19 protein-coding genes are annotated in these 17,054 nt (G+C 43.7%); 8 read left to right on the forward strand and 11 right to left on the reverse strand.

What is annotated here, in order from left to right:
- Nucleotides 1-531 carry a DUF6913 domain-containing protein gene (locus ACP2AF_RS17275; RefSeq protein WP_425237392.1) on the reverse strand — a complete coding sequence of 177 codons (531 nt, stop codon included), beginning with the start codon at nucleotides 529-531 and terminating at the stop codon, nucleotides 1-3.
- A gap of 183 nt (nucleotides 532-714) precedes the next feature.
- Here ACP2AF_RS17275 and ACP2AF_RS17280 point away from each other — a divergent pair, with 183 nt between their 5' ends.
- Genes ACP2AF_RS17280 through ACP2AF_RS17300 form a run of 5 tightly spaced genes read left to right on the forward strand, consistent with a single transcriptional unit; the run spans nucleotide 715 to nucleotide 4,159 of the window.
- A complete protein-coding gene (locus ACP2AF_RS17280; RefSeq protein WP_425237393.1) occupies nucleotides 715-1,401 on the forward strand; it encodes a 5'-nucleotidase C-terminal domain-containing protein in 687 nt (228 codons plus the stop codon).
- Nucleotides 1,402-1,453: 52 nt separating this feature from the next.
- Complete coding sequence (locus tag ACP2AF_RS17285; protein ID WP_425237394.1) at nucleotides 1,454-2,362, forward strand: metallophosphatase; 909 nt, start codon at nucleotides 1,454-1,456, stop codon at nucleotides 2,360-2,362.
- A 17-nt stretch (nucleotides 2,363-2,379) separates the two neighbouring features.
- On the forward strand, nucleotides 2,380-2,925 hold the full coding sequence (locus tag ACP2AF_RS17290) for a PH domain-containing protein (RefSeq protein ID WP_425237395.1): 546 nt from the start codon (nucleotides 2,380-2,382) through the stop codon (nucleotides 2,923-2,925).
- Entirely contained in the window at nucleotides 2,922-3,395 is a 474-nt protein-coding gene (locus ACP2AF_RS17295; RefSeq protein WP_425237396.1) for a GNAT family N-acetyltransferase, read from the forward strand. Before ACP2AF_RS17290 ends, ACP2AF_RS17295 begins: the two co-directional genes overlap by 4 nt.
- Nucleotides 3,392-4,159 carry an NIPSNAP family protein gene (locus ACP2AF_RS17300; protein WP_425237397.1) on the forward strand — a complete coding sequence of 256 codons (768 nt, stop codon included), beginning with the start codon at nucleotides 3,392-3,394 and terminating at the stop codon, nucleotides 4,157-4,159. Before ACP2AF_RS17295 ends, ACP2AF_RS17300 begins: the two co-directional genes overlap by 4 nt.
- Nucleotides 4,160-4,388: 229 nt before the next feature.
- On the opposite strand, the gene ACP2AF_RS17305 is transcribed toward ACP2AF_RS17300, so the two are convergent.
- The 6 genes from ACP2AF_RS17305 to eat form a co-directional block, all read right to left on the reverse strand.
- Nucleotides 4,389-4,694 carry a hypothetical protein gene (locus tag ACP2AF_RS17305; RefSeq protein ID WP_425237398.1) on the reverse strand — a complete coding sequence of 102 codons (306 nt, stop codon included), beginning with the start codon at nucleotides 4,692-4,694 and terminating at the stop codon, nucleotides 4,389-4,391.
- 2 nt (nucleotides 4,695-4,696) lie between these two features.
- Nucleotides 4,697-6,061, reverse strand: a complete 1,365-nt coding sequence (locus ACP2AF_RS17310; RefSeq protein WP_425237399.1) for an aldehyde dehydrogenase family protein — start codon at nucleotides 6,059-6,061, stop codon at nucleotides 4,697-4,699.
- The gene (locus ACP2AF_RS17315) at nucleotides 6,058-6,804 is read right to left on the reverse strand and encodes a gamma-glutamyl-gamma-aminobutyrate hydrolase family protein (protein ID WP_425237400.1); all 747 of its coding nucleotides are present in this window, start codon (nucleotides 6,802-6,804) and stop codon (nucleotides 6,058-6,060) included. Before ACP2AF_RS17315 ends, ACP2AF_RS17310 begins: the two co-directional genes overlap by 4 nt.
- On the reverse strand, nucleotides 6,801-7,964 hold the full coding sequence (locus ACP2AF_RS17320) for an iron-containing alcohol dehydrogenase (protein ID WP_425237401.1): 1,164 nt from the start codon (nucleotides 7,962-7,964) through the stop codon (nucleotides 6,801-6,803). Before ACP2AF_RS17320 ends, ACP2AF_RS17315 begins: the two co-directional genes overlap by 4 nt.
- On the reverse strand, nucleotides 7,951-9,309 hold the full coding sequence (locus ACP2AF_RS17325; RefSeq protein WP_425237402.1) for a glutamine synthetase family protein: 1,359 nt from the start codon (nucleotides 9,307-9,309) through the stop codon (nucleotides 7,951-7,953). The genes ACP2AF_RS17320 and ACP2AF_RS17325 overlap by 14 nt, the downstream gene beginning before the upstream one ends.
- Before the next feature lie 84 nt (nucleotides 9,310-9,393).
- Nucleotides 9,394-10,707, reverse strand: coding sequence for an ethanolamine permease (gene eat / locus ACP2AF_RS17330; protein WP_425237403.1), 1,314 nt, complete (start codon nucleotides 10,705-10,707; stop codon nucleotides 9,394-9,396).
- 63 nt (nucleotides 10,708-10,770) lie between these two features.
- Between eat and ACP2AF_RS17335 the strand changes: the two genes are divergently transcribed.
- Nucleotides 10,771-10,929 (forward strand): hypothetical protein, encoded by a 159-nt coding sequence (locus tag ACP2AF_RS17335; protein ID WP_425237404.1) that lies wholly within the window; start codon nucleotides 10,771-10,773, stop codon nucleotides 10,927-10,929.
- A gap of 410 nt (nucleotides 10,930-11,339) precedes the next feature.
- Here the strand turns inward: ACP2AF_RS17335 and ACP2AF_RS17340 are convergent, their stop codons facing one another.
- Nucleotides 11,340-11,543, reverse strand: coding sequence for a hypothetical protein (locus ACP2AF_RS17340; protein ID WP_425237405.1), 204 nt, complete (start codon nucleotides 11,541-11,543; stop codon nucleotides 11,340-11,342).
- A gap of 13 nt (nucleotides 11,544-11,556) precedes the next feature.
- On the opposite strand from ACP2AF_RS17340, the gene ACP2AF_RS17345 reads away from it, so the two are divergent.
- Nucleotides 11,557-12,690 (forward strand): hypothetical protein, encoded by a 1,134-nt coding sequence (locus tag ACP2AF_RS17345; protein WP_425237406.1) that lies wholly within the window; start codon nucleotides 11,557-11,559, stop codon nucleotides 12,688-12,690.
- A 168-nt stretch (nucleotides 12,691-12,858) separates the two neighbouring features.
- Nucleotides 12,859-13,107 (forward strand): hypothetical protein, encoded by a 249-nt coding sequence (locus ACP2AF_RS17350; RefSeq protein ID WP_425237407.1) that lies wholly within the window; start codon nucleotides 12,859-12,861, stop codon nucleotides 13,105-13,107.
- 158 nt (nucleotides 13,108-13,265) lie between these two features.
- On the opposite strand, the gene ligA is transcribed toward ACP2AF_RS17350, so the two are convergent.
- From ligA to ACP2AF_RS17365, 3 genes are all read right to left on the reverse strand, one after another.
- Nucleotides 13,266-15,260, reverse strand: a complete 1,995-nt coding sequence (gene ligA, locus ACP2AF_RS17355; RefSeq protein WP_425237408.1) for an NAD-dependent DNA ligase LigA — start codon at nucleotides 15,258-15,260, stop codon at nucleotides 13,266-13,268.
- Nucleotides 15,261-15,503: 243 nt separating this feature from the next.
- Nucleotides 15,504-16,403 carry a peptide chain release factor N(5)-glutamine methyltransferase gene (prmC, locus tag ACP2AF_RS17360; protein WP_425237409.1) on the reverse strand — a complete coding sequence of 300 codons (900 nt, stop codon included), beginning with the start codon at nucleotides 16,401-16,403 and terminating at the stop codon, nucleotides 15,504-15,506.
- 75 nt (nucleotides 16,404-16,478) lie between these two features.
- Nucleotides 16,479-16,967, reverse strand: coding sequence for a GNAT family N-acetyltransferase (locus tag ACP2AF_RS17365; protein WP_425237410.1), 489 nt, complete (start codon nucleotides 16,965-16,967; stop codon nucleotides 16,479-16,481).
- Between the last annotated feature and the right edge of the window lie 87 nt (nucleotides 16,968-17,054).

Here is a 17,054-nt window from a genome sequence, read left to right on the forward strand (position 1 = left end):
TTAAATCTCGTTAAGTACGCCCAGATACTTTTTCAGTTCCATCTTAAAAGTCTTAAAATCCTTCAGGGGTAAATTCAATATGATATCATTAAAACTTTGATCTACATTTTTAAATCCTACCCTAACACGGGCCTTGGTCTTTATGCTCATCAATTGAATGAGCAAATTCTCCTCATCAAAATAATTGACCAATAAATCATATTCCCTACTCAAAAATTCAAGGGCGTAACTGTTTTCAATATTTCCGTTCCAACCCAAATCCTTGTCCGAAAATACAGGAGTGGAATAGGGGGAATTTTTATCATAATAGCTTTTGTATCCAATGATTTTTACGGCATTGGGCCTTAGCTTATATTCCTCTACAAATTCAAAAAATACCTCGGCCTTATCAAATTTATCGAGATCTACGATACAACCTACCGAGGTGATACCACTACTCCGATTTACAATCGGTGCAGGTTTGTCCATTTCTTCCTTTAGGAATTTAACGGCGGATTTATGCTTGAATTTATCTTTTATTCCCTTAAACATTTACTTTTACATTTTGTAGGCTTTCTAGTCCTTGATTTCAAAAAACGGGGTTCTACAAATGTAAAGAATATCCACGCATATCCATTTGCTAAGATAGAAAGGTTTATGGTTTTAAGAATTAAACATTTTGTTGTATTTATAACAATTAGTTGTTCGTTTTCCTGCAATCAAAAGCCTCCTGCGTTGTCAAAAATAGTAGCAAGTCAAGTGCAGATTGATAGCTCTTCCACTACATCCGATTCCGTAGAGGTCTTTCTTGACCCGTATAGCAAACACATGAACCAAGTGTTGGACAGCGCCTTGGCCTATGCCCCAAAAAAGATCTCAAAGGGGGATGGCGAATACAATACTACGGCCGGAAATTTGTTGGCGGATATTATGCTATCCCAAACCCAACCCATTTTCAAATCTCGCACCGGCAAGAATATCGATTTTGTTTTGTTCAATCACGGAGGTATCCGGTCTATCCTTTCCAAGGGCAAGGTATCGGCCAGAAATGCTTATGAGGTAATGCCCTTTGAAAATACCGTTGCGGTGGTAGCACTTAAGGGGTCCTCGATCCATGATCTGGTTTCCTATTTGGTGCAAACCAAACGCGCACATCCCATTTCCGGAATGCAGGTTGTTTTGAACCGGGACGGAAGTCTTAAATCGGCCACCATTCAAGGAAAACCCATTGATGATAGTCGTGTATATTATGTCACAACATCCAATTATCTGGTTTCGGGCGGAGATAATATGATATTCTTTAGGGAAGCTCTAGAAGTCTTTGAAACGGATTACAAAATTCGCAATATGCTAATTGACTATTTTGGCAAAGTGGATACGTTAAATCCGAAAATAGATGACCGTTTTATAAGGTTAAAATGAAAGGAGAAAAAACAAATACCAATAGGTACAATTGGAATTTGACAACTTTAAGATGAACCGAAGAAATTTCATTGCAAAGACTACCGCATCCTCCATGCTTATGGGTATTGGAGGACTGCCCCTCGGTTCATGTTCCTCCCAGCAGAGGCATATTACCATTCTGCATACTAATGACGTACATAGCCATATTGAACCTTTTCCGAAAAGTCACTCGGATTATCCAAATCTGGGTGGGGTCGCCCGCAGAGCAGCATTGGTACAAAGTATTCGCAAAGAAAACCCGAATACGCTCTTGTTCGATGCCGGTGATATTTTTCAGGGAACTCCTTATTTCAATTTTTATGGGGGCGAACTGGAATTCAGGCTTATGAGTATGCTAAACTATGATGCAGCCACTATTGGGAACCATGATTTTGATAATGGTATCGAAGGTTTATTCGCACAACTACCCAACGCCAATTTCAAGTTGCTTTCAGCCAATTATGATTTTAGCAATACCCTAATGGATGGTCATGTAAAACCCTATGAAATCTATGAGGTGGACGGAATCAAGGTCGGGGTGTATGGCCTTGGGATTAAATTAGAAGGATTGGTTACCCAAAAATTATACAAGGAAACCCAGTATCTAAACCCTTATGAAATGGCCTTGGACAATGAGCGAATCTTAAAGGAGAACGAACAGTGTGATTTAGTCATTTGCCTATCCCACTTGGGATACAACTATAATGACCAAGGTAGACCCAACGATCTAAAACTGGCTGCTTCTACACAATATACTGATTTAATCATCGGCGGGCATACCCATACGTTTTTGGAAAAACCGACCGTGGTCAAAAATCGTGATGATAAAGAAGTATTGGTAAACCAGGTGGGTTGTTATGGTATTAATTTAGGCCGTATCGACTTTTATTTTAACCCCTACAAAAATGTAACAAAAGAGGGAGTTTCCATACAAATTTAAGTGTAAAACAACGTCTTATGATACCAACTACCACCAAAATACAGGAAGCATCCTTTAACCCGAAGATCAAGACCTATATTTTGCTCACAGTCGCTTTTTTCCTGACCATTTCCTTTGCAGGGATTCCGCTATTGTTACCCTGGTTCCTCGGTTTGGGGCAAGTTATGTCCAAACGGTATTATGAAAACCTCAAATGTTCGTTGACCCAAAAACATCTGGAATTTAAAAAGGGGGTATTGTTTAAAGTGGAAAAAACCATCCCTTTGGAAAACATACAGGACCTTACCTTTATTGAAAACCCATTATTGAAATATCTCGATCTTCGGGTCTTAAAGATAGAAACAGCTGGCAACAGTAACCCCAAGGGAAGCGACATGAAGTTGATAGGGATCGTTGGCGCATCGGACTTTAAAAAGCAGGTACTGCATCAAAGGGAACTGCTCGTCAACAAAAACAAAAGGCCTGAACATCAAAACGGGCAAGACACTCAAAAAGAAACCCTCAAAGTACTTGGGGAAATTCGAGATATTTTAGAAGATATGCGTAACAACTACTCAAAATGATTCGACTCAAAAGAACGGATTGTAATCATCCTGATTTCATCAAATTGGTTGCCCTACTCGATGCAGACCTAGCGATTCGAGATGGGGAAGATCATTCCTTTTATGACCAATTTAACGGTATTGCTGGCATTCGCCAAGCCGTAGTGGCCTATTCCGGGGAGGTACCGGTAGGTTGTGGGGGGATAAAGGAATTTGACGCGAATACCATGGAAGTCAAACGAATGTATGTAGTTCCGGAAGCCCGTGGGAAAGGTATTGCCGGTAAAGTGTTGGAGGAATTGGAACTATGGACCACAGAACTGGGGTACACCCACTGTATTCTTGAAACCGGTAAACGGCAACCCGAGGCCATTGCATTGTATAACAAGCATGGGTATCAGATAATCCCCAATTACGAACCGTACACCGACGTGGCCAATAGCGTCTGTTTTAAAAAATCTGTATCTTTCACAAAAAACCAATACCCATGAGAAAATTAGGCCTTTTTCTAATTACCGTAATCTTTTCCCTTTCCCTACATGCCCAGGCCCGGGAATATTATCAGCTTAAAATTTATTCCTTTAAAACGGACGCTCAGCAACAAACTACGGATGATTATCTAAAGAATGCCTTCTTGCCTTCCCTGAAACGTTTGGGTATTCAAAATGTAGGGGTCTTTAAGCCCCATCAGACGGATGAGGGAACACCAAAGCAGACCTATGTACTGATTCCGTTTAAATCCATTGTTGAATTCGGGTTGCTGGATGATACCCTGGCCAAGGATAAGACCCATCAAGAGACCGGAAAAACCTATTTGGAAGCGGCACATGACAAAGCCCCCTATACACGTATAGAATCCATTTTTATGAAGGCCTTTGTGGATATGCCCAAAATGGAACCCTCAAAATTGGATGGCCCTCGCAAGGACCGGATTTATGAACTGCGAAGCTATGAAGCGGCCACAGAAAACCTATATCGAAAAAAAGTGGACATGTTCAACGCAGGTGGAGAAGTGAAACTTTTTGACCAATTGGATTTCAATGCCGTATTTTATGCCGAAGTACTCTCCGGGGCCAATATGCCCAACTTGATGTATATGACTACCCATGTCAATAGGGAAATCCGGGATACCAATTGGAAGTCTTTTGTAGAATCCCCTGAATGGGAAAAGTTAAAGGTGATGCCTAAATACCAAAATACCGTTTCCCGCAATGATACCCGGTTATTATATCCTACCGAATATTCGGATTATTAATAACCCCTTCCCCCTAACCGGGTGAAAGAAAACCTGAGAACAAAAAAAAGCACCCCACCCTTTTAAGGGAGGGGTGGATTCCGTTCCGCCTTGGACGGAAAAGGAAGACGGGGCGGGTCAATCCCCAGTTCTCCGTTTGACCAAAGTACCATCATTTTGAAAATATCACCCCTATGGCGTGACACCCTCCCCAGGCAGGGATAGGAACACATATATCCCATAAAGAGTATTACGAATTTTGGATAACGAACTCGACAATCCCTTTAAGCTCCTCTTCCAAACTGACTGTTGGAAAGGGTCTCCCGGCACGGCGGTACCAATACCCGGCATTCCATTCATCCCCTTCCTTGCGGTGGAGATAACCATGGATCCAGCTGCCCATATCCGTACGCATTTCTTGGGCAATGTCGTGCGAAGCACCCCAATTGCCTTTGGCATCGTACCAAAGGGCTGTCAGGGCCTCCGGCCATTCACCAGGCACTTCTTCATTTGACAAAGATTTCTGAAAGTCAATATAATCTTTAGGAATTCTCATAATCAAGGTCTTAGATGATAGGATTTGGGCTGCACAAAGGCACGGATGCCCTGGGCCGAAAGGGTAGCACCCAGTCCTGAATTCTTTCGGCCGGACCATGGAACATTGGGACTTACCCTATCACAACAGTTCCAGTATGCGGTGCCTATATCCAGTTGATCCAGGACCTGCAACGCTCTTTTTCGGTCACTGGAAAAAACCGCGGCCGTCAATCCATAGGCCGTGTCCTTCATCAACTCCAAAGCTTCGCTATCCGAACTCACCTTTTGGATCCCGATAATGGGCCCAAAAGACTCTTCCCGCATCACTTTCATTGAAGCGTTACAATTTACCAGGACAGTTGGTTCAAAATAATAACCTTCCCGATCTAGCTGCTTTCCTCCGGTTTTGAGCGTGGCTCCCTTGTTTAAGGCATCAGCAATTTGATCTTTAAGAACTTCCAATTGTTGTGCTCGGGTCAAGGGGCCAATATAGGTTTTCAAATCTGTTGGGTCCCCAACGGCATAGGAATTTACTTCCGTCACCAAAGCTTCTACAAATTCATCATGTATGGTACTGGAAACATACATCCGTTCCACCGCACAACAGCTTTGACCGTTGTTATAAAAGGCACCCTCAGCCGCATTTATCGCTGCTTGTTCCACATCCGGTATATCTTCCATTACATATAACGGATCCTTACCTCCCAGTTCCAATTGCACTGGGACGAGTTTATGGGATACTGCCTGAGCAATATGGAGCCCAGTTTTGTATGAACCGGTAAAAAAGTAGCCGTCCAAACTTTGCTCCAAGAGGCATTGTCCAAGCTCTCCTGTACCAATTACACATTGGAATACATTTTTGGGGACACCGGTCTGCCATAGATATTTTTCAAATTGTTTACCCGTTAAAGAAGCAAATTCAGAAGGTTTATACACCACGGAATTCCCAGCAACTAAAGCGTATAAAAAAACATTATATCCTACATTATACGGAAAATTCCAAGCCGAAATATTGCCGATTACCCCTAAAGGCTCATACTCGATTTTTTCATGGGTATTTCCCGAATTGACCAAGGTTTCGGGAGCCAACCATTTTTCCGCATGGTGTTGCAAATGCTCAATTCTATTCTGAGCCCCTTTGATCTCGTTCAAGGACTGTTGTAAAGGCTTCCCTGTTTCCGAAGTTAAGGTATGGGCGAGTTCCTCTAAATTTTCTTGTATTAACTCCCCAAACCGAATAATACAGGCCAACCTTTCGGATACGGATTTTTTGCCCCAGACTTTTTGGCCTTCCCTCAGAGACTTTATAATTTGGGACAAATCTTGGGCAGTAGTTGCATTTAATTGGGCAATCACTTCTTCGCTTGCTGGGTTAATCACCTTCATTGCTCGTCTTTTACATGTTCTAGAAACGCATCATATAGGGTATGGGCATCTATCAATTGGTCGCCAAGGGTATGAAAGAATTCGGGATGCCATTGTACCGCCATGACTTTGCCATGAGGCGCTTTGGTATATCCAAAAGCCTCAATTATTCCATCAGGTGCAGTGGCATATACTTCCAAATGATCTCCCAAGTCCTTTACGGCCTGATGATGGACCGTATTCACCATAAGCTTCCTTTCATCGCTATAAAGTTTAGCCAAAAAGGTATCCTCCTTAAAATGGACTGGGTGTTTTATGGTGTCGTACAATTCTGCCGAACGGTGTTCCATGGCCTCGGGGTTTTGGGTCACTGTATCTTGATATAGTGTTCCTCCAAAATACACATTCATCAGTTGCAAACCGCGACATATACCTAAAACTGGTTTGGAGTTTTTAATGGCATAGTCCAATATTTTTAGTTCATATCGATCTCTGTAGGCATCCCCTTTCCATTTACCGATAGGTTCTTCCCCATAGGTTTCCGGCGCTAGGTCGTTGCCTCCTTGAAAAACGAATCCATCCATTTCCGATAGGATTTCTTTCAAAAGCTCATCTTCCACATCGGGAATAAGGATAGGGAGCACCCCTTTTTGGGTGACGTATTGCGCCATATCGCTCTCTATGTACGTAAGAGATTTGGGCCCAAATACAGGTCGACTCCCATCAGGATATAAAAAACAGGCCGAGATTCCTATTTTAATCATAAAGCCTCCTTATAAAGCATTTTGAAATCCTCCTTTGTTACGGGTCTTGGATTGTTTGGATGACAAAAGTCTGCTTCGGCCAACTCGGTTAATTCGTCAATATGAGCGTCTGTTACACCAATACTAGAAAGTTTGATGGGCATGTTCAATGCATCATTCATTTCAAAAAGGTGTTCCACTACCCTATTCCCTTGCTTATTTCCCAGTCCAAAGGCATCGGCCATTTGATCGAATCGGTTTTCGCAGCCTTCATAATTAAATCGCATCCCGTAAGGCAAATTAACCGCATTGGCCAAACCATGGTGTGTATCCAAAAGACTGGAGAGTGGGTGTGCCAAACTGTGAACCACACCGAGGCCCTTTTGGAAGGCCACAGCGCCCATTAAGGAGGCCAACAGCATTTTGGACCTAGATTCAACATCAGGCTTATGTGTCGCTATTTCCAAGGAATCCGCAATCAATCGTATCCCTTCCAAGGCAATACCATCGCACATGGGATGAAAATTTTTGGCCACATAGGCTTCCATATTATGGGTCAGAGCATCCATGCCCGTAGCGGCCGTGACAAATGCGGGCAATTCCATGGTCAATAAGGGATCGGCAAAAGCCATTTTCGCCATTAATTTGGGACTAAAGAGAATTCTTTTCTTTTTGGACTCGTCCTCGGAAATTATAGCACTACGCCCAACTTCGCTTCCGGTGCCGGCTGTAGTTGGGATGGTTACAAAATGAGGCACTTCCTCGGTTACATATTTATCACCCCCAATCAAATCATCATAGTCGAACAAATCCCGCTTATGGTGAACTCGTAGGGCAATGGCCCGGGCCACGTCCAATGCCACACCCCCACCTATTCCAACAATACAATCTCGGTCCGTTTCATGGTAGGCCTCTCCGCCCTTAAGCACATCTGATTTTACAGGATTTTTGTGCATCTCGTTAAATACCTTTACACTTAACCCCTTTTGTTCCAGGTCTTGTTGTATTGACTTAAAAAAAGACAGTTGGGAAACGGTTCCATCCGTCACCAGTAGAGGTCTTGAAAGGGAATGGTTTTTTAAGTAATCCGCCAATTCCTTGCTGGCACCAGGACCAAAGCGTATGGGGGTAGGAAAATTAAAGCTGTGAATCTGATGTACATCCATATTAAATAATTTCAAAATATCGTTTGGTTTCCCAATCGGTAACCTCTGCCGAAAACTGTTGCCACTCCCACTCCCGGGTTTTTGTAAAATGATCTACAAAATCACCGCCAAAAAGTTCTTGGGCGATTTTGGACCTCTTCATCTTTTGCGAAGCTTCCCATAAGTTACTAGGTAAAAGGCCCTTTTTAACAGCGTATCCATTGGCCTTGGTCTCCGGGGTATCCAATTCCAATTGGTGCGTAATACCGTACAATCCACTGGCCAAACAAGCGGCCATGGCCAAATAGGGATTTACATCAGATCCAACTACCCGGTGTTCAATACGGGTAGATTTTTCTCCAGAGGCCAATACCCGAAGGGAACAGGTTCTATTGTCGTGCCCCCAAGTTTGATTGATCGGCGCCCAGGCCCCGATGACCAATCGCTTGAAGCTATTAATGGTCGGGGCGAACATGGGTAATATTTCCGGAAGACACTTTAATTGACCTGCCAAAAAATGTTTCATCAAGGGACTCATTCCATCCTTGGCCTTTTGGTCATAAAACAAGTTCTTCTTCCCTTTCGAATCCCAAAGGCTCTGATGGACATGCCCCCCACACCCGGGAAGGGCACTGGTCTGTTTGGCCATAAAACTGGGGATAATCCCGTGCCGATATCCAATTTCCTTTACCGCGCTCTTAAAAAGAACAGCTCTATCGGCTGCCTCTAAAATTCCGCTATACTGAATGGCGGCTTCCGTGACCCCGGGTCCCGTTTCGGTATGGAGACCCTCCAAAGGCACTCCAAAAGCCCCCAATAATTGAAACAGGTCATCAAAATATTCGTGGTTTTCAGACATTCTTAAAATGGAATACCCAAACATTCCAGGGGTCAATGGTTGTATATCTTGATACCCCTTTGCATTGAGGGAATCTGAAGTTTCTCGGTAGTTGAACCATTCGAATTCCTGGGAGAACATGGGGCTAAAGTCCATATCCTCCGCTTGAGCTATGATTTTGCGAAGCAGACTCCTCGGACACATGGCCAAATCTTCGGCCTTATCGTTTACAAAATCCACCAGGAAAAAAGGCGTATCCTTCTCCCAAGGGATGGTTCGGAAGGTGTCCAAGTCTACTTGGGCATCAAAATCACCGTAACCGGTATGCCAACCCGTCACTTTAATATCATTGGTATAGTCTTCATCAGCCATATCCCACCCAAATACTACGGAGCAAAAACCGAATCCATTATCGATTGCCGATAAAAACTTGTCGCGATGCATATATTTACCGCGTAATACGCCATCTATATCCACTAGGGCCACCTTCACCTTGGTATAATCTCCTTCTTTTATTGCGTTGATAATTTTGTCTTTGTCCATAAGAAGTGATTCAGAAATTTTTGCGCGCTACGCTATGGTATAAAAATATCATTTTACTCCAAAAAACGTAACCTTGCAATAGACTCATTCCATTTTTTTATTGAGAAAGAGTAGAAAGAAAATATAGGAACCCGCCACAATGCCGAAAAATATGGCGGCCAAAATCGGGTTATAATAGGTCATGGCCAATAGGGCAACCACTGCAATCACCAAAGCTACCAATGGAAAAAACGGAAATAGAGGCACTTTAAAGGGGCGCTCCATAGCCGGTTCTTTTCTCCGCAATGCGAAAAAGGAAAACATGGAAACCACATAAAGTCCCAAAGCACCGAAACAGGCAATAGTAATGATTTCTCCCGTAGCCCCCGTAAATAAGGCTATGATACCGATTAGGGTGTTAAAAATCAAGGCATTTGCAGGTGTCCTGAAACGCGATTGTACCTTTCCCAGTGGCTTTGGGGCATAGCCCCTTCGACCAAATTCAAATGTGGCCCGCCCACCGGCCAATATAATTCCATGAAAAGAGGCGATCAAGCCTAAAAGTCCAATGCCGATCAAGAGTTTGTACAGAACATGTCCATTATCCATAATCTGGGAAAGAGCCAAGGGCAAGGGCGAATCCGAAGGTATAGTACTGCCCTCCGGATAGACTACGGCTTCCCAACCAGCGACTCCCACCGCGGAAGTGAAGGTCAACACACAAAGAAAAACCAAGGTTACGATAGCCGATCCAAAACCTATTAGAATACTGCGCTGTGGATGTATAGCTTCCTCCGCTACATTCGCTACACCTTCTATTGCCAGAAAAAACCAAATGGCAAAAGGTATCGCAGCAAATATCCCTTCATATCCGTTGGGTAAAGGATTCAATTGTAGGTTGGCCATCTCAAACTCCGGAAGAGTGACCCCGGCAAATATTAAAAGTTCTATTACAGCCAAAATAGTGATAACCAATTCAAAGGAAGCAGCCAGCTTTACCCCAAGAATATTGATCGCGGTAAAAATCAAATAGGCCCCTATGGCAAAAACCATGATATGGATCGAGGGATAAACCAGATGGAGGTAGGCTCCAATGGCAGCAGCTATGGCCGGGGGAGCAAAGATAAATTCGATATTCTGTGCAATACCGGCAATAAATCCCAAATGCTTCCCAAGCCCGCGATGGGCATATTCAAAAGCTCCTCCGGCCTTGGGAATGGCGCAGGCCATTTCGGTATAGCTAAACGTAAAGGTAACATACATGAGGATGATAAAGGCCGTGGCAATAGCCAGACCATAGGTGCCTCCCTCTGCAAGGCCCAAATTCCATCCGAAATACATTCCCGAAATAACGTAGCCTACCCCAAGCCCCCAAAGCATTAAAGGATTCAATGCTTTTTTCAACTGGACTTTGGTCATAGATGTTTTTTTGGTTGGTTATAGTACCGGCGGGAATCGCCACTCCAACAAAAGTAATGGAAAATGGTCAATAGCCTTATAGGTCGGTACAAATTACCCCTTCCCATAAGACTCAAAATCGAGAAACAAGCTCCCCACCCTTTTAAGGGAGGGGTGGATTCCGTTCCGCCTAGGGTGGAAAAGGAAGACGGGGCGGGTCAAGATTCCCTGTTTCCGATTTGATTAAAAATGCCATTGTTTGCGAAATGTCACCCCTTACTTCACGCCCTCGGCGTGACACCTTTCCCTACCAAGGGGAAGGAGCAAAATAGATATCGATTCTAGGCTAGGGTTTAGGTAGAAACAAATCCACGGCCTACTTTTCAGTTTCGTTGGAAATCAAACTGTTTTCAAGCTAGTAGAGGGAAACCGCCCAAAGAGCATTTTGTGAAACAAAAGCGGTCTAGGCGGTGCTGCCTTGGAAACGGTCCTGATTTCGAGAAACTGAAAATAAGCCTAGCGTTTCCTGCCTGCCGGCAGGCAGGTTTCTTTCTTTTTTGGGCGATGCAAAAAAGAAAAATCCCATATCGGCCTTCATTCCCCGGCGGATGCCAAGTAACCACTCTAATCGGACTGCAACATCACCCCTTCCGTCACGCTTTAAGCGTGACACCTTCCCCTGCTAGGGGAAGGAACATATATGTGCAATGTGTGTTGGGGTTACATACGATTACCATCCTAAAAATGCCTACTTTCACGGAAACAAAATCGTAGCGATTGTTCCAAAAACTAGCCATACCACCCCAGTTTTGCAAGGGCTTCCCATGGGCACTGTCACTCTTGTTTACACTGTTCATATACCAAATTCATATGACCCCCAATGTGGACAGTATGTTGAACGAGAACAACGACCGACTTTCCCTGGTCTTCCTCAAATCCCAGATTCGATACCACCAAGAATTCGCCCCTTTTGCCCGGCGACCCTTAACCAGTGGTCTTATTGAAACTACTACAAAAGTTTTTGACATCCCTTTGGGAAAGGCTTTTGTATGGGTCAATTTCTTTTTTCTATTTCTGAGTGGTGTGCTCCTCTATACCCTGTCCCGGGCATTACATGCGAGCATAAAACAGGGATTGGGAAACATGATGGTTTATTTTTTGAGTTTCTCGGTGCTATTTAGCTTTTTCCCACCAGTATTTAGTTATGATGAGCCTTTACAGTATTGTCTTATTCTATTGGCATTATGGGCTTTTGTACAGCGGAGATGGCTACTCTATGTGCCTTGTTTTACCTTGGCCCTGATATGCCGGGAAACCTCGGTTTTGCTGCTCCCAGCCCTTTTCTTCTATTGTCCAGGAAAACAAAATGAAAGGAAATCACCGCATATCCCGATACAGCAGTATGCATTTTTGTTTTTACCGGTATTATTCTATGGATTCTTTATTGGTTATTATTTGGAAACCCACGACCTATGGGGTGCTACCCAAAACGAAATGAGCTCCCGTTTTGGCTGTTTCCTAGAGAATTTTGAAAACACTAAAAATACGATAGAATCCCTAATCTCCTTGTTCGTGACCTTGGCTCCCTTTCTCTATTTGACCTATGTGATTCTTAAAGGAAAAACAGTGGCCTCCTTTGACAAAAAATGGCTCCATGCCTTTTTGTTGACCGTAGCCCTAAATACCCCTTTGGTATTCCTCACCTCCTTTGCCCGGGAATCCCGACTCTTTGCCTTGCCCCTATTTTTTCTCTGGCCGGTCTTTACCCAGCTTTTTGGGAAAGAGCTGTATCTTCTCACCCAAAGGGATACCTATACCCGTCTTTTAAAAAAAAGCAAATACATCCTTCTCTTCTTGGGACTTATGCTGTTGAATTATCTCTTTTGTTTCCAGTTCTACCAGAAATTGGGGCTGGGGGAAAACAATTACTTTACAGAGTATCTTTTTGTATTCCTGTTTCTATTAAGCACACATTTTGTGGTAAAGCAGCTAAAAACTTTTTGACAATTCCCGGATTTAAACTTTATGTTCTTTAGTTTGTTTTAGGATTTATAGAGTGTCTTAGTTGCTGACTATCAACCCTATAGTAAATAGCTCTAACCTATGTTTAATGAATATTGTAACACACTTCTGAATTCGGGGACCAATAAAATGAACAAAAAAGCTGATTAAATGAGCAATAATTCGAAGAAAAGAAAGGTCGAAAAAATTGAAGAATTAAACTGGCAAAATGAGGCTGACTCCGAACTTAATTCTTCAGAATGGTTTGGTGCGATTATCAGATATTTTTGGCATCTTGGAAGAAGAAAATTTGATAGTTTTTATAACCCAAAAGAGTTAAAGAAAAATGCAATAATTGGATGGCTATTTAAAATGATTGTAATTTTTATACTCATCTATATTGGATATCGATATATATGAGTTTAACCTAAAAAGGCATCATAACAAAAAGCATAGCTCGTTACCATTAAATTCCTTAGTAACACATTTTACAAGATTGACAATTTAGCAACTCATGGAGACGTTTTTTTCAAAAATTGAACAAAAAACCATTAACAAAATTGTATACAATTTGCGCCCTACACCATCCCCAAAAACTCCATCTCTGAAATAATGGGTACGCCCAAACCTTCGGCCTTGGTGCGTTTACTAGGCCCCATATTGGCACCGGCCACCAGGTAGCTGGTCTTGGAAGATACGGAAGAGGCCACCTTGCCCCCATTGTTCTCGATCAGTTTTTTCAATTCGTTACGGCTTATGGTCTCAAAGACCCCGGAGACCACAAAGGTCTGTCCCTTTAAGGTATCCGTTTGGTTTTCCAATTGGGCCTCCGACAAGGAGAATTGTAGCCCATAGCTTTTGAGTCGGTCTACGATTTGCCGGTTTTCATCCTGGGCAAAGAATTCCACTACGCTTTGGGCAATCCGTTCCCCAATTTCATCCACGGCCACCAGTTCTTCTTCAGTAGCGGTCATCAAGGCATCGATATGTTTATAGGCCCGGGCCAGTTTTTTGGCCACGGTCTCCCCTACATACCGTATCCCCAAACCGAACAATACCCGTTCAAAGGGAATCTGTTTGGAGGCCGTCACCCCATTCACCAAATTTTCGGCGGATTTCTCCGCCATCCGTTCCAAGGGCATTACTTGTTCCTTGGTCAAGGTATACAGGTCGGCATAATTGGCAATCAAGCCCTCCTTGAACAACAGCTCCACGGTCTCGCTTCCCAAACCTTCAATGTCCATCGCCTTCCGGGAAATGAAATGTTGGATACGTCCCGTAATCTGCGGCGGGCAACCGGTATCATTGGGGCAAAAATGTTGGGCTTCGCCCTCCTTGCGCACCAACGGCGTACCGCATTCCGGACATACCGTAATGTATTGGGTCGGTTGTGAATTTGCCGGACGCTTGGTAAAATCCACGCCCATAATCTTGGGAATGATTTCGCCCCCTTTCTCCACAAAAACAGTATCCCCTTCTCGGATGTCCAACTTGGCAATCTGATCGGCATTGTGCAAGGAGGCCCGTTTTACCGTAGTCCCTGCCAACAATACCGGTTGTAGGTTGGCGACTGGTGTAATGGCTCCGGTACGCCCCACCTGATAGGTGATTTCGTTCAATACCGTGGAGACCTGTTCCGCCTTAAACTTATAGGCCAGGGCCCATCGGGGGGATTTGGCTGTATAACCTAACTCATCCTGATACCTGAGGTTATTTACTTTCACCACTACCCCATCGGTCTCGTACGGCAGTTCGTGCCGGTGCACTTCCCAATACTCCACAAATTTCAAAACCTCGTCGGTGGTGTTGCACAATTTTGCAATCGAAGGTACCTTAAAGCCCCATTCACGGGCCTTTTCCAACATTTCGAATTGGGTGGTAATCTGCAGATCCTTACCAACTATACTATACAAAAGGCATTCCAACGGCCGTTGGGCCACTAGGGCACTGTCTTGTAGTTTTAAACTACCAGCTGCTGTATTTCTGGGATTCATATAGGGTTCCTCTCCATTTTCCACCCGCTCGGCATTCATTTTGGCAAAGCCCTCAAAAGGTAAAACGATTTCTCCTCGAATATCGAATTTGGGTGGATAGTCGCCCTTTAGCTGTAAGGGCACTGAACGAATGGTCTTAACATTGGTGGTCACATCATCGCCACGAAAACCATCGCCCCGGGTCACCGCACGTACCAATTGGCCTTCCTCATAGGTAAGGCTAATGGAGGCCCCATCGTATTTTAGTTCACAGGTAAACTGTACGTCCACGTCTCCCAAAATACGTTGGATGCGCTTTTCCCAATCCATGAGGTCTTCCTTGGAATAGGAATTGTCCAGGGAGTACATGCGTTCCTCATGGGTCACCGTTTCAAAATTCTTGGTCACCATTCCCCCTACCCGCAAGGTGGGCGAAGTAGGGTCATGAAATTCCGGATACTGTTCCTCTAAGGCCTGAAGTTCCTTGAGTTTCATATCGAACTCATAATCCGATATCACCGGTTGGTCCAGCACATAATAGTTGTAATTGTGCCGACGGAGTTCTTCACGGAGGTTGGTTATTTTTTGCTCGATACTCATAGTATGTGGTTGTTCGTTGACAGTTGTTAGTTTTTGGCTTAAGGTTTAAGGTTTAAGGTTTAAGGTTTAAGAAACTAAAAAATATAGTTCTACATCTTAAGTCTTTTTTCCAGCTTCTTTTGGTTCTAAGTTAGATGTCCGGTGCTCGATGTTAATTGCTCATTGTCCACTACTCATTGTTTGTTGTTCATTGTTCATTGTTCACTGAAAAATTCTCACTTTTTACTTTTCACTTCTTACCTCTTACTTATTACTTCTTACGTCCAACATCTTCCCTTTCAGCATTCGATCGTTCCCAAAAAGATCCTTTCGGAGTTCAATATCCGTAAAATTTTGGTCTTCCAAAAGTTGTTTTGTCTCTTGAGCCAGGTACTGGTTCACTTCAAGATAAAGACTCCCCCCCTTCTTCAAGTTATTTTTCACAAATTGAGTAATGGCTTTGTAAAACAGAAGCGGGTCATTATCCGGGACGAACAAGGCTTCTTTAGGCTCATATTCGGCTACATTGGCCTTCATTTCCTTTTTCTCCTCTTCGCGTACATAGGGTGGATTGGAAACTATAATGTCAAACGGTACGTCAAGCGTATCCAAAGTCAGTATATCCTCCTTTATAAAGGTTACTGCTACTTCGTTTTGTTCGGCATTGTGTTGGGCCACTTCCAGGGCTCTAGCAGAGACATCCAAAGCGTACACCTGAGCCTCCGGAAAGTTTTTGGCCAGGGCCAGGGCAATACACCCACTACCCGTGCCGATGTCTAGAATCTTTATGCTTCGACTGCCCGCCCAACGAACTCGCTCAGGCGGGCGCTCAGCATGACAGTCGTTTAGAATCCATCGTACCAGTTCCTCGGTTTCAGGGCGGGGAATCAATACATGTGTGTTGACGGTGAGTTCCAAATCCATAAAATGGGCCTTGCCCATAATATACTGTACCGGTCTTTGCAGCCGCAATTCGCTCAAGGCTTCAAACAAGGGTTGTTCCTCCTGCTTGGAGACAATAAAGTTAGGCTGAAGGGCCAGCACAAAACGTTCCAACCCCAAATAGTGTTCTATAAGCAGGTAAAAAAAACTATTCACCTCTTCCTGGGGATAGATAGTATCCAATTCTTTGTGGAAAATGTTCTTGATCTCTTTTAATAGCATCTGTCCAATTCAGTTGGCGGTATCCAGTGGCGGTTATCAGTATGCAACATTATCAGGATTTCTTACTGCAACTGCTTACTGAATACTTTTTAACATCCAGACCGAACAGGAATAATGGCCCGTATCGCCCATGGGGGCATCTATATATTCAAATCCAGCTTTTTGATAGAGTTTTTGGGCTGCCTTCATATAAGGCATGGTTTCCAAATAGCATTGTTCAAAACCAAAATCCTTGGCACGGTTGAGGCATACTTCCATCAATTGGGCACCCAATCCCCTTCCCCTGGCTTCTCCTAACAAGTACATCTTTTGTAATTCACAAACATCGCCTTCATAGTTTTCCAATTGGGCAATCCCCGCACATCCGATAATCCGCCCTTGATCCTCAACTATAAAATACGAAGCCTTGGGCACATCATAGGTTTCGTACATACGGTCCAAGGCCGTATCCGCATAGGCCGTTCCTACCTTGGGTACACCCATTTCTATTAATATATCCCGGACAACACGAGCCACTTCGGCGTTATCCTCTTTTTGGATTTCCCGTATGCTTGTGGTTTCCATATTTTTTAGATCGGTCTGTTTTAAAGTTCTATTTTTGCGAAGTGAAGATACAGCAAAAGGATATATCCCAAAAGACAAATGCGCCCG

Source organism: Ulvibacterium sp. (assembly GCF_965248315.1).
Lineage (GTDB): Bacteria > Bacteroidota > Bacteroidia > Flavobacteriales > Flavobacteriaceae > Ulvibacterium.

Bases quoted from the DNA above. Each gene is read 5' to 3' on its own strand.
- ACP2AF_RS17275 (WP_425237392.1), bottom strand. From the start codon at position 531: ATGTTTAAGGGAATAAAAGATAAATTCAAGCATAAATCCGCCGTTAAA.
- ACP2AF_RS17285 (WP_425237394.1), top strand. From the start codon at position 1,454: ATGAACCGAAGAAATTTCATTGCAAAGACTACCGCATCCTCCATGCTT.
- ACP2AF_RS17290 (WP_425237395.1), top strand. From the start codon at position 2,380: ATGATACCAACTACCACCAAAATACAGGAAGCATCCTTTAACCCGAAG.
- ACP2AF_RS17295 (WP_425237396.1), top strand. From the start codon at position 2,922: ATGATTCGACTCAAAAGAACGGATTGTAATCATCCTGATTTCATCAAA.
- ACP2AF_RS17300 (WP_425237397.1), top strand. From the start codon at position 3,392: ATGAGAAAATTAGGCCTTTTTCTAATTACCGTAATCTTTTCCCTTTCC.
- ACP2AF_RS17305 (WP_425237398.1), bottom strand. From the start codon at position 4,694: ATGAGAATTCCTAAAGATTATATTGACTTTCAGAAATCTTTGTCAAAT.
- ACP2AF_RS17310 (WP_425237399.1), bottom strand. From the start codon at position 6,061: ATGAAGGTGATTAACCCAGCAAGCGAAGAAGTGATTGCCCAATTAAAT.
- ACP2AF_RS17315 (WP_425237400.1), bottom strand. From the start codon at position 6,804: ATGATTAAAATAGGAATCTCGGCCTGTTTTTTATATCCTGATGGGAGT.
- ACP2AF_RS17325 (WP_425237402.1), bottom strand. From the start codon at position 9,309: ATGGACAAAGACAAAATTATCAACGCAATAAAAGAAGGAGATTATACC.
- eat (WP_425237403.1), bottom strand. From the start codon at position 10,707: ATGACCAAAGTCCAGTTGAAAAAAGCATTGAATCCTTTAATGCTTTGG.
- ACP2AF_RS17335 (WP_425237404.1), top strand. From the start codon at position 10,771: ATGGTCAATAGCCTTATAGGTCGGTACAAATTACCCCTTCCCATAAGA.
- ACP2AF_RS17340 (WP_425237405.1), bottom strand. From the start codon at position 11,543: ATGAACAGTGTAAACAAGAGTGACAGTGCCCATGGGAAGCCCTTGCAA.
- ACP2AF_RS17345 (WP_425237406.1), top strand. From the start codon at position 11,557: ATGACCCCCAATGTGGACAGTATGTTGAACGAGAACAACGACCGACTT.
- ACP2AF_RS17350 (WP_425237407.1), top strand. From the start codon at position 12,859: ATGAGCAATAATTCGAAGAAAAGAAAGGTCGAAAAAATTGAAGAATTA.
- ligA (WP_425237408.1), bottom strand. From the start codon at position 15,260: ATGAGTATCGAGCAAAAAATAACCAACCTCCGTGAAGAACTCCGTCGG.
- prmC (WP_425237409.1), bottom strand. From the start codon at position 16,403: ATGCTATTAAAAGAGATCAAGAACATTTTCCACAAAGAATTGGATACT.
- ACP2AF_RS17365 (WP_425237410.1), bottom strand. From the start codon at position 16,967: ATGGAAACCACAAGCATACGGGAAATCCAAAAAGAGGATAACGCCGAA.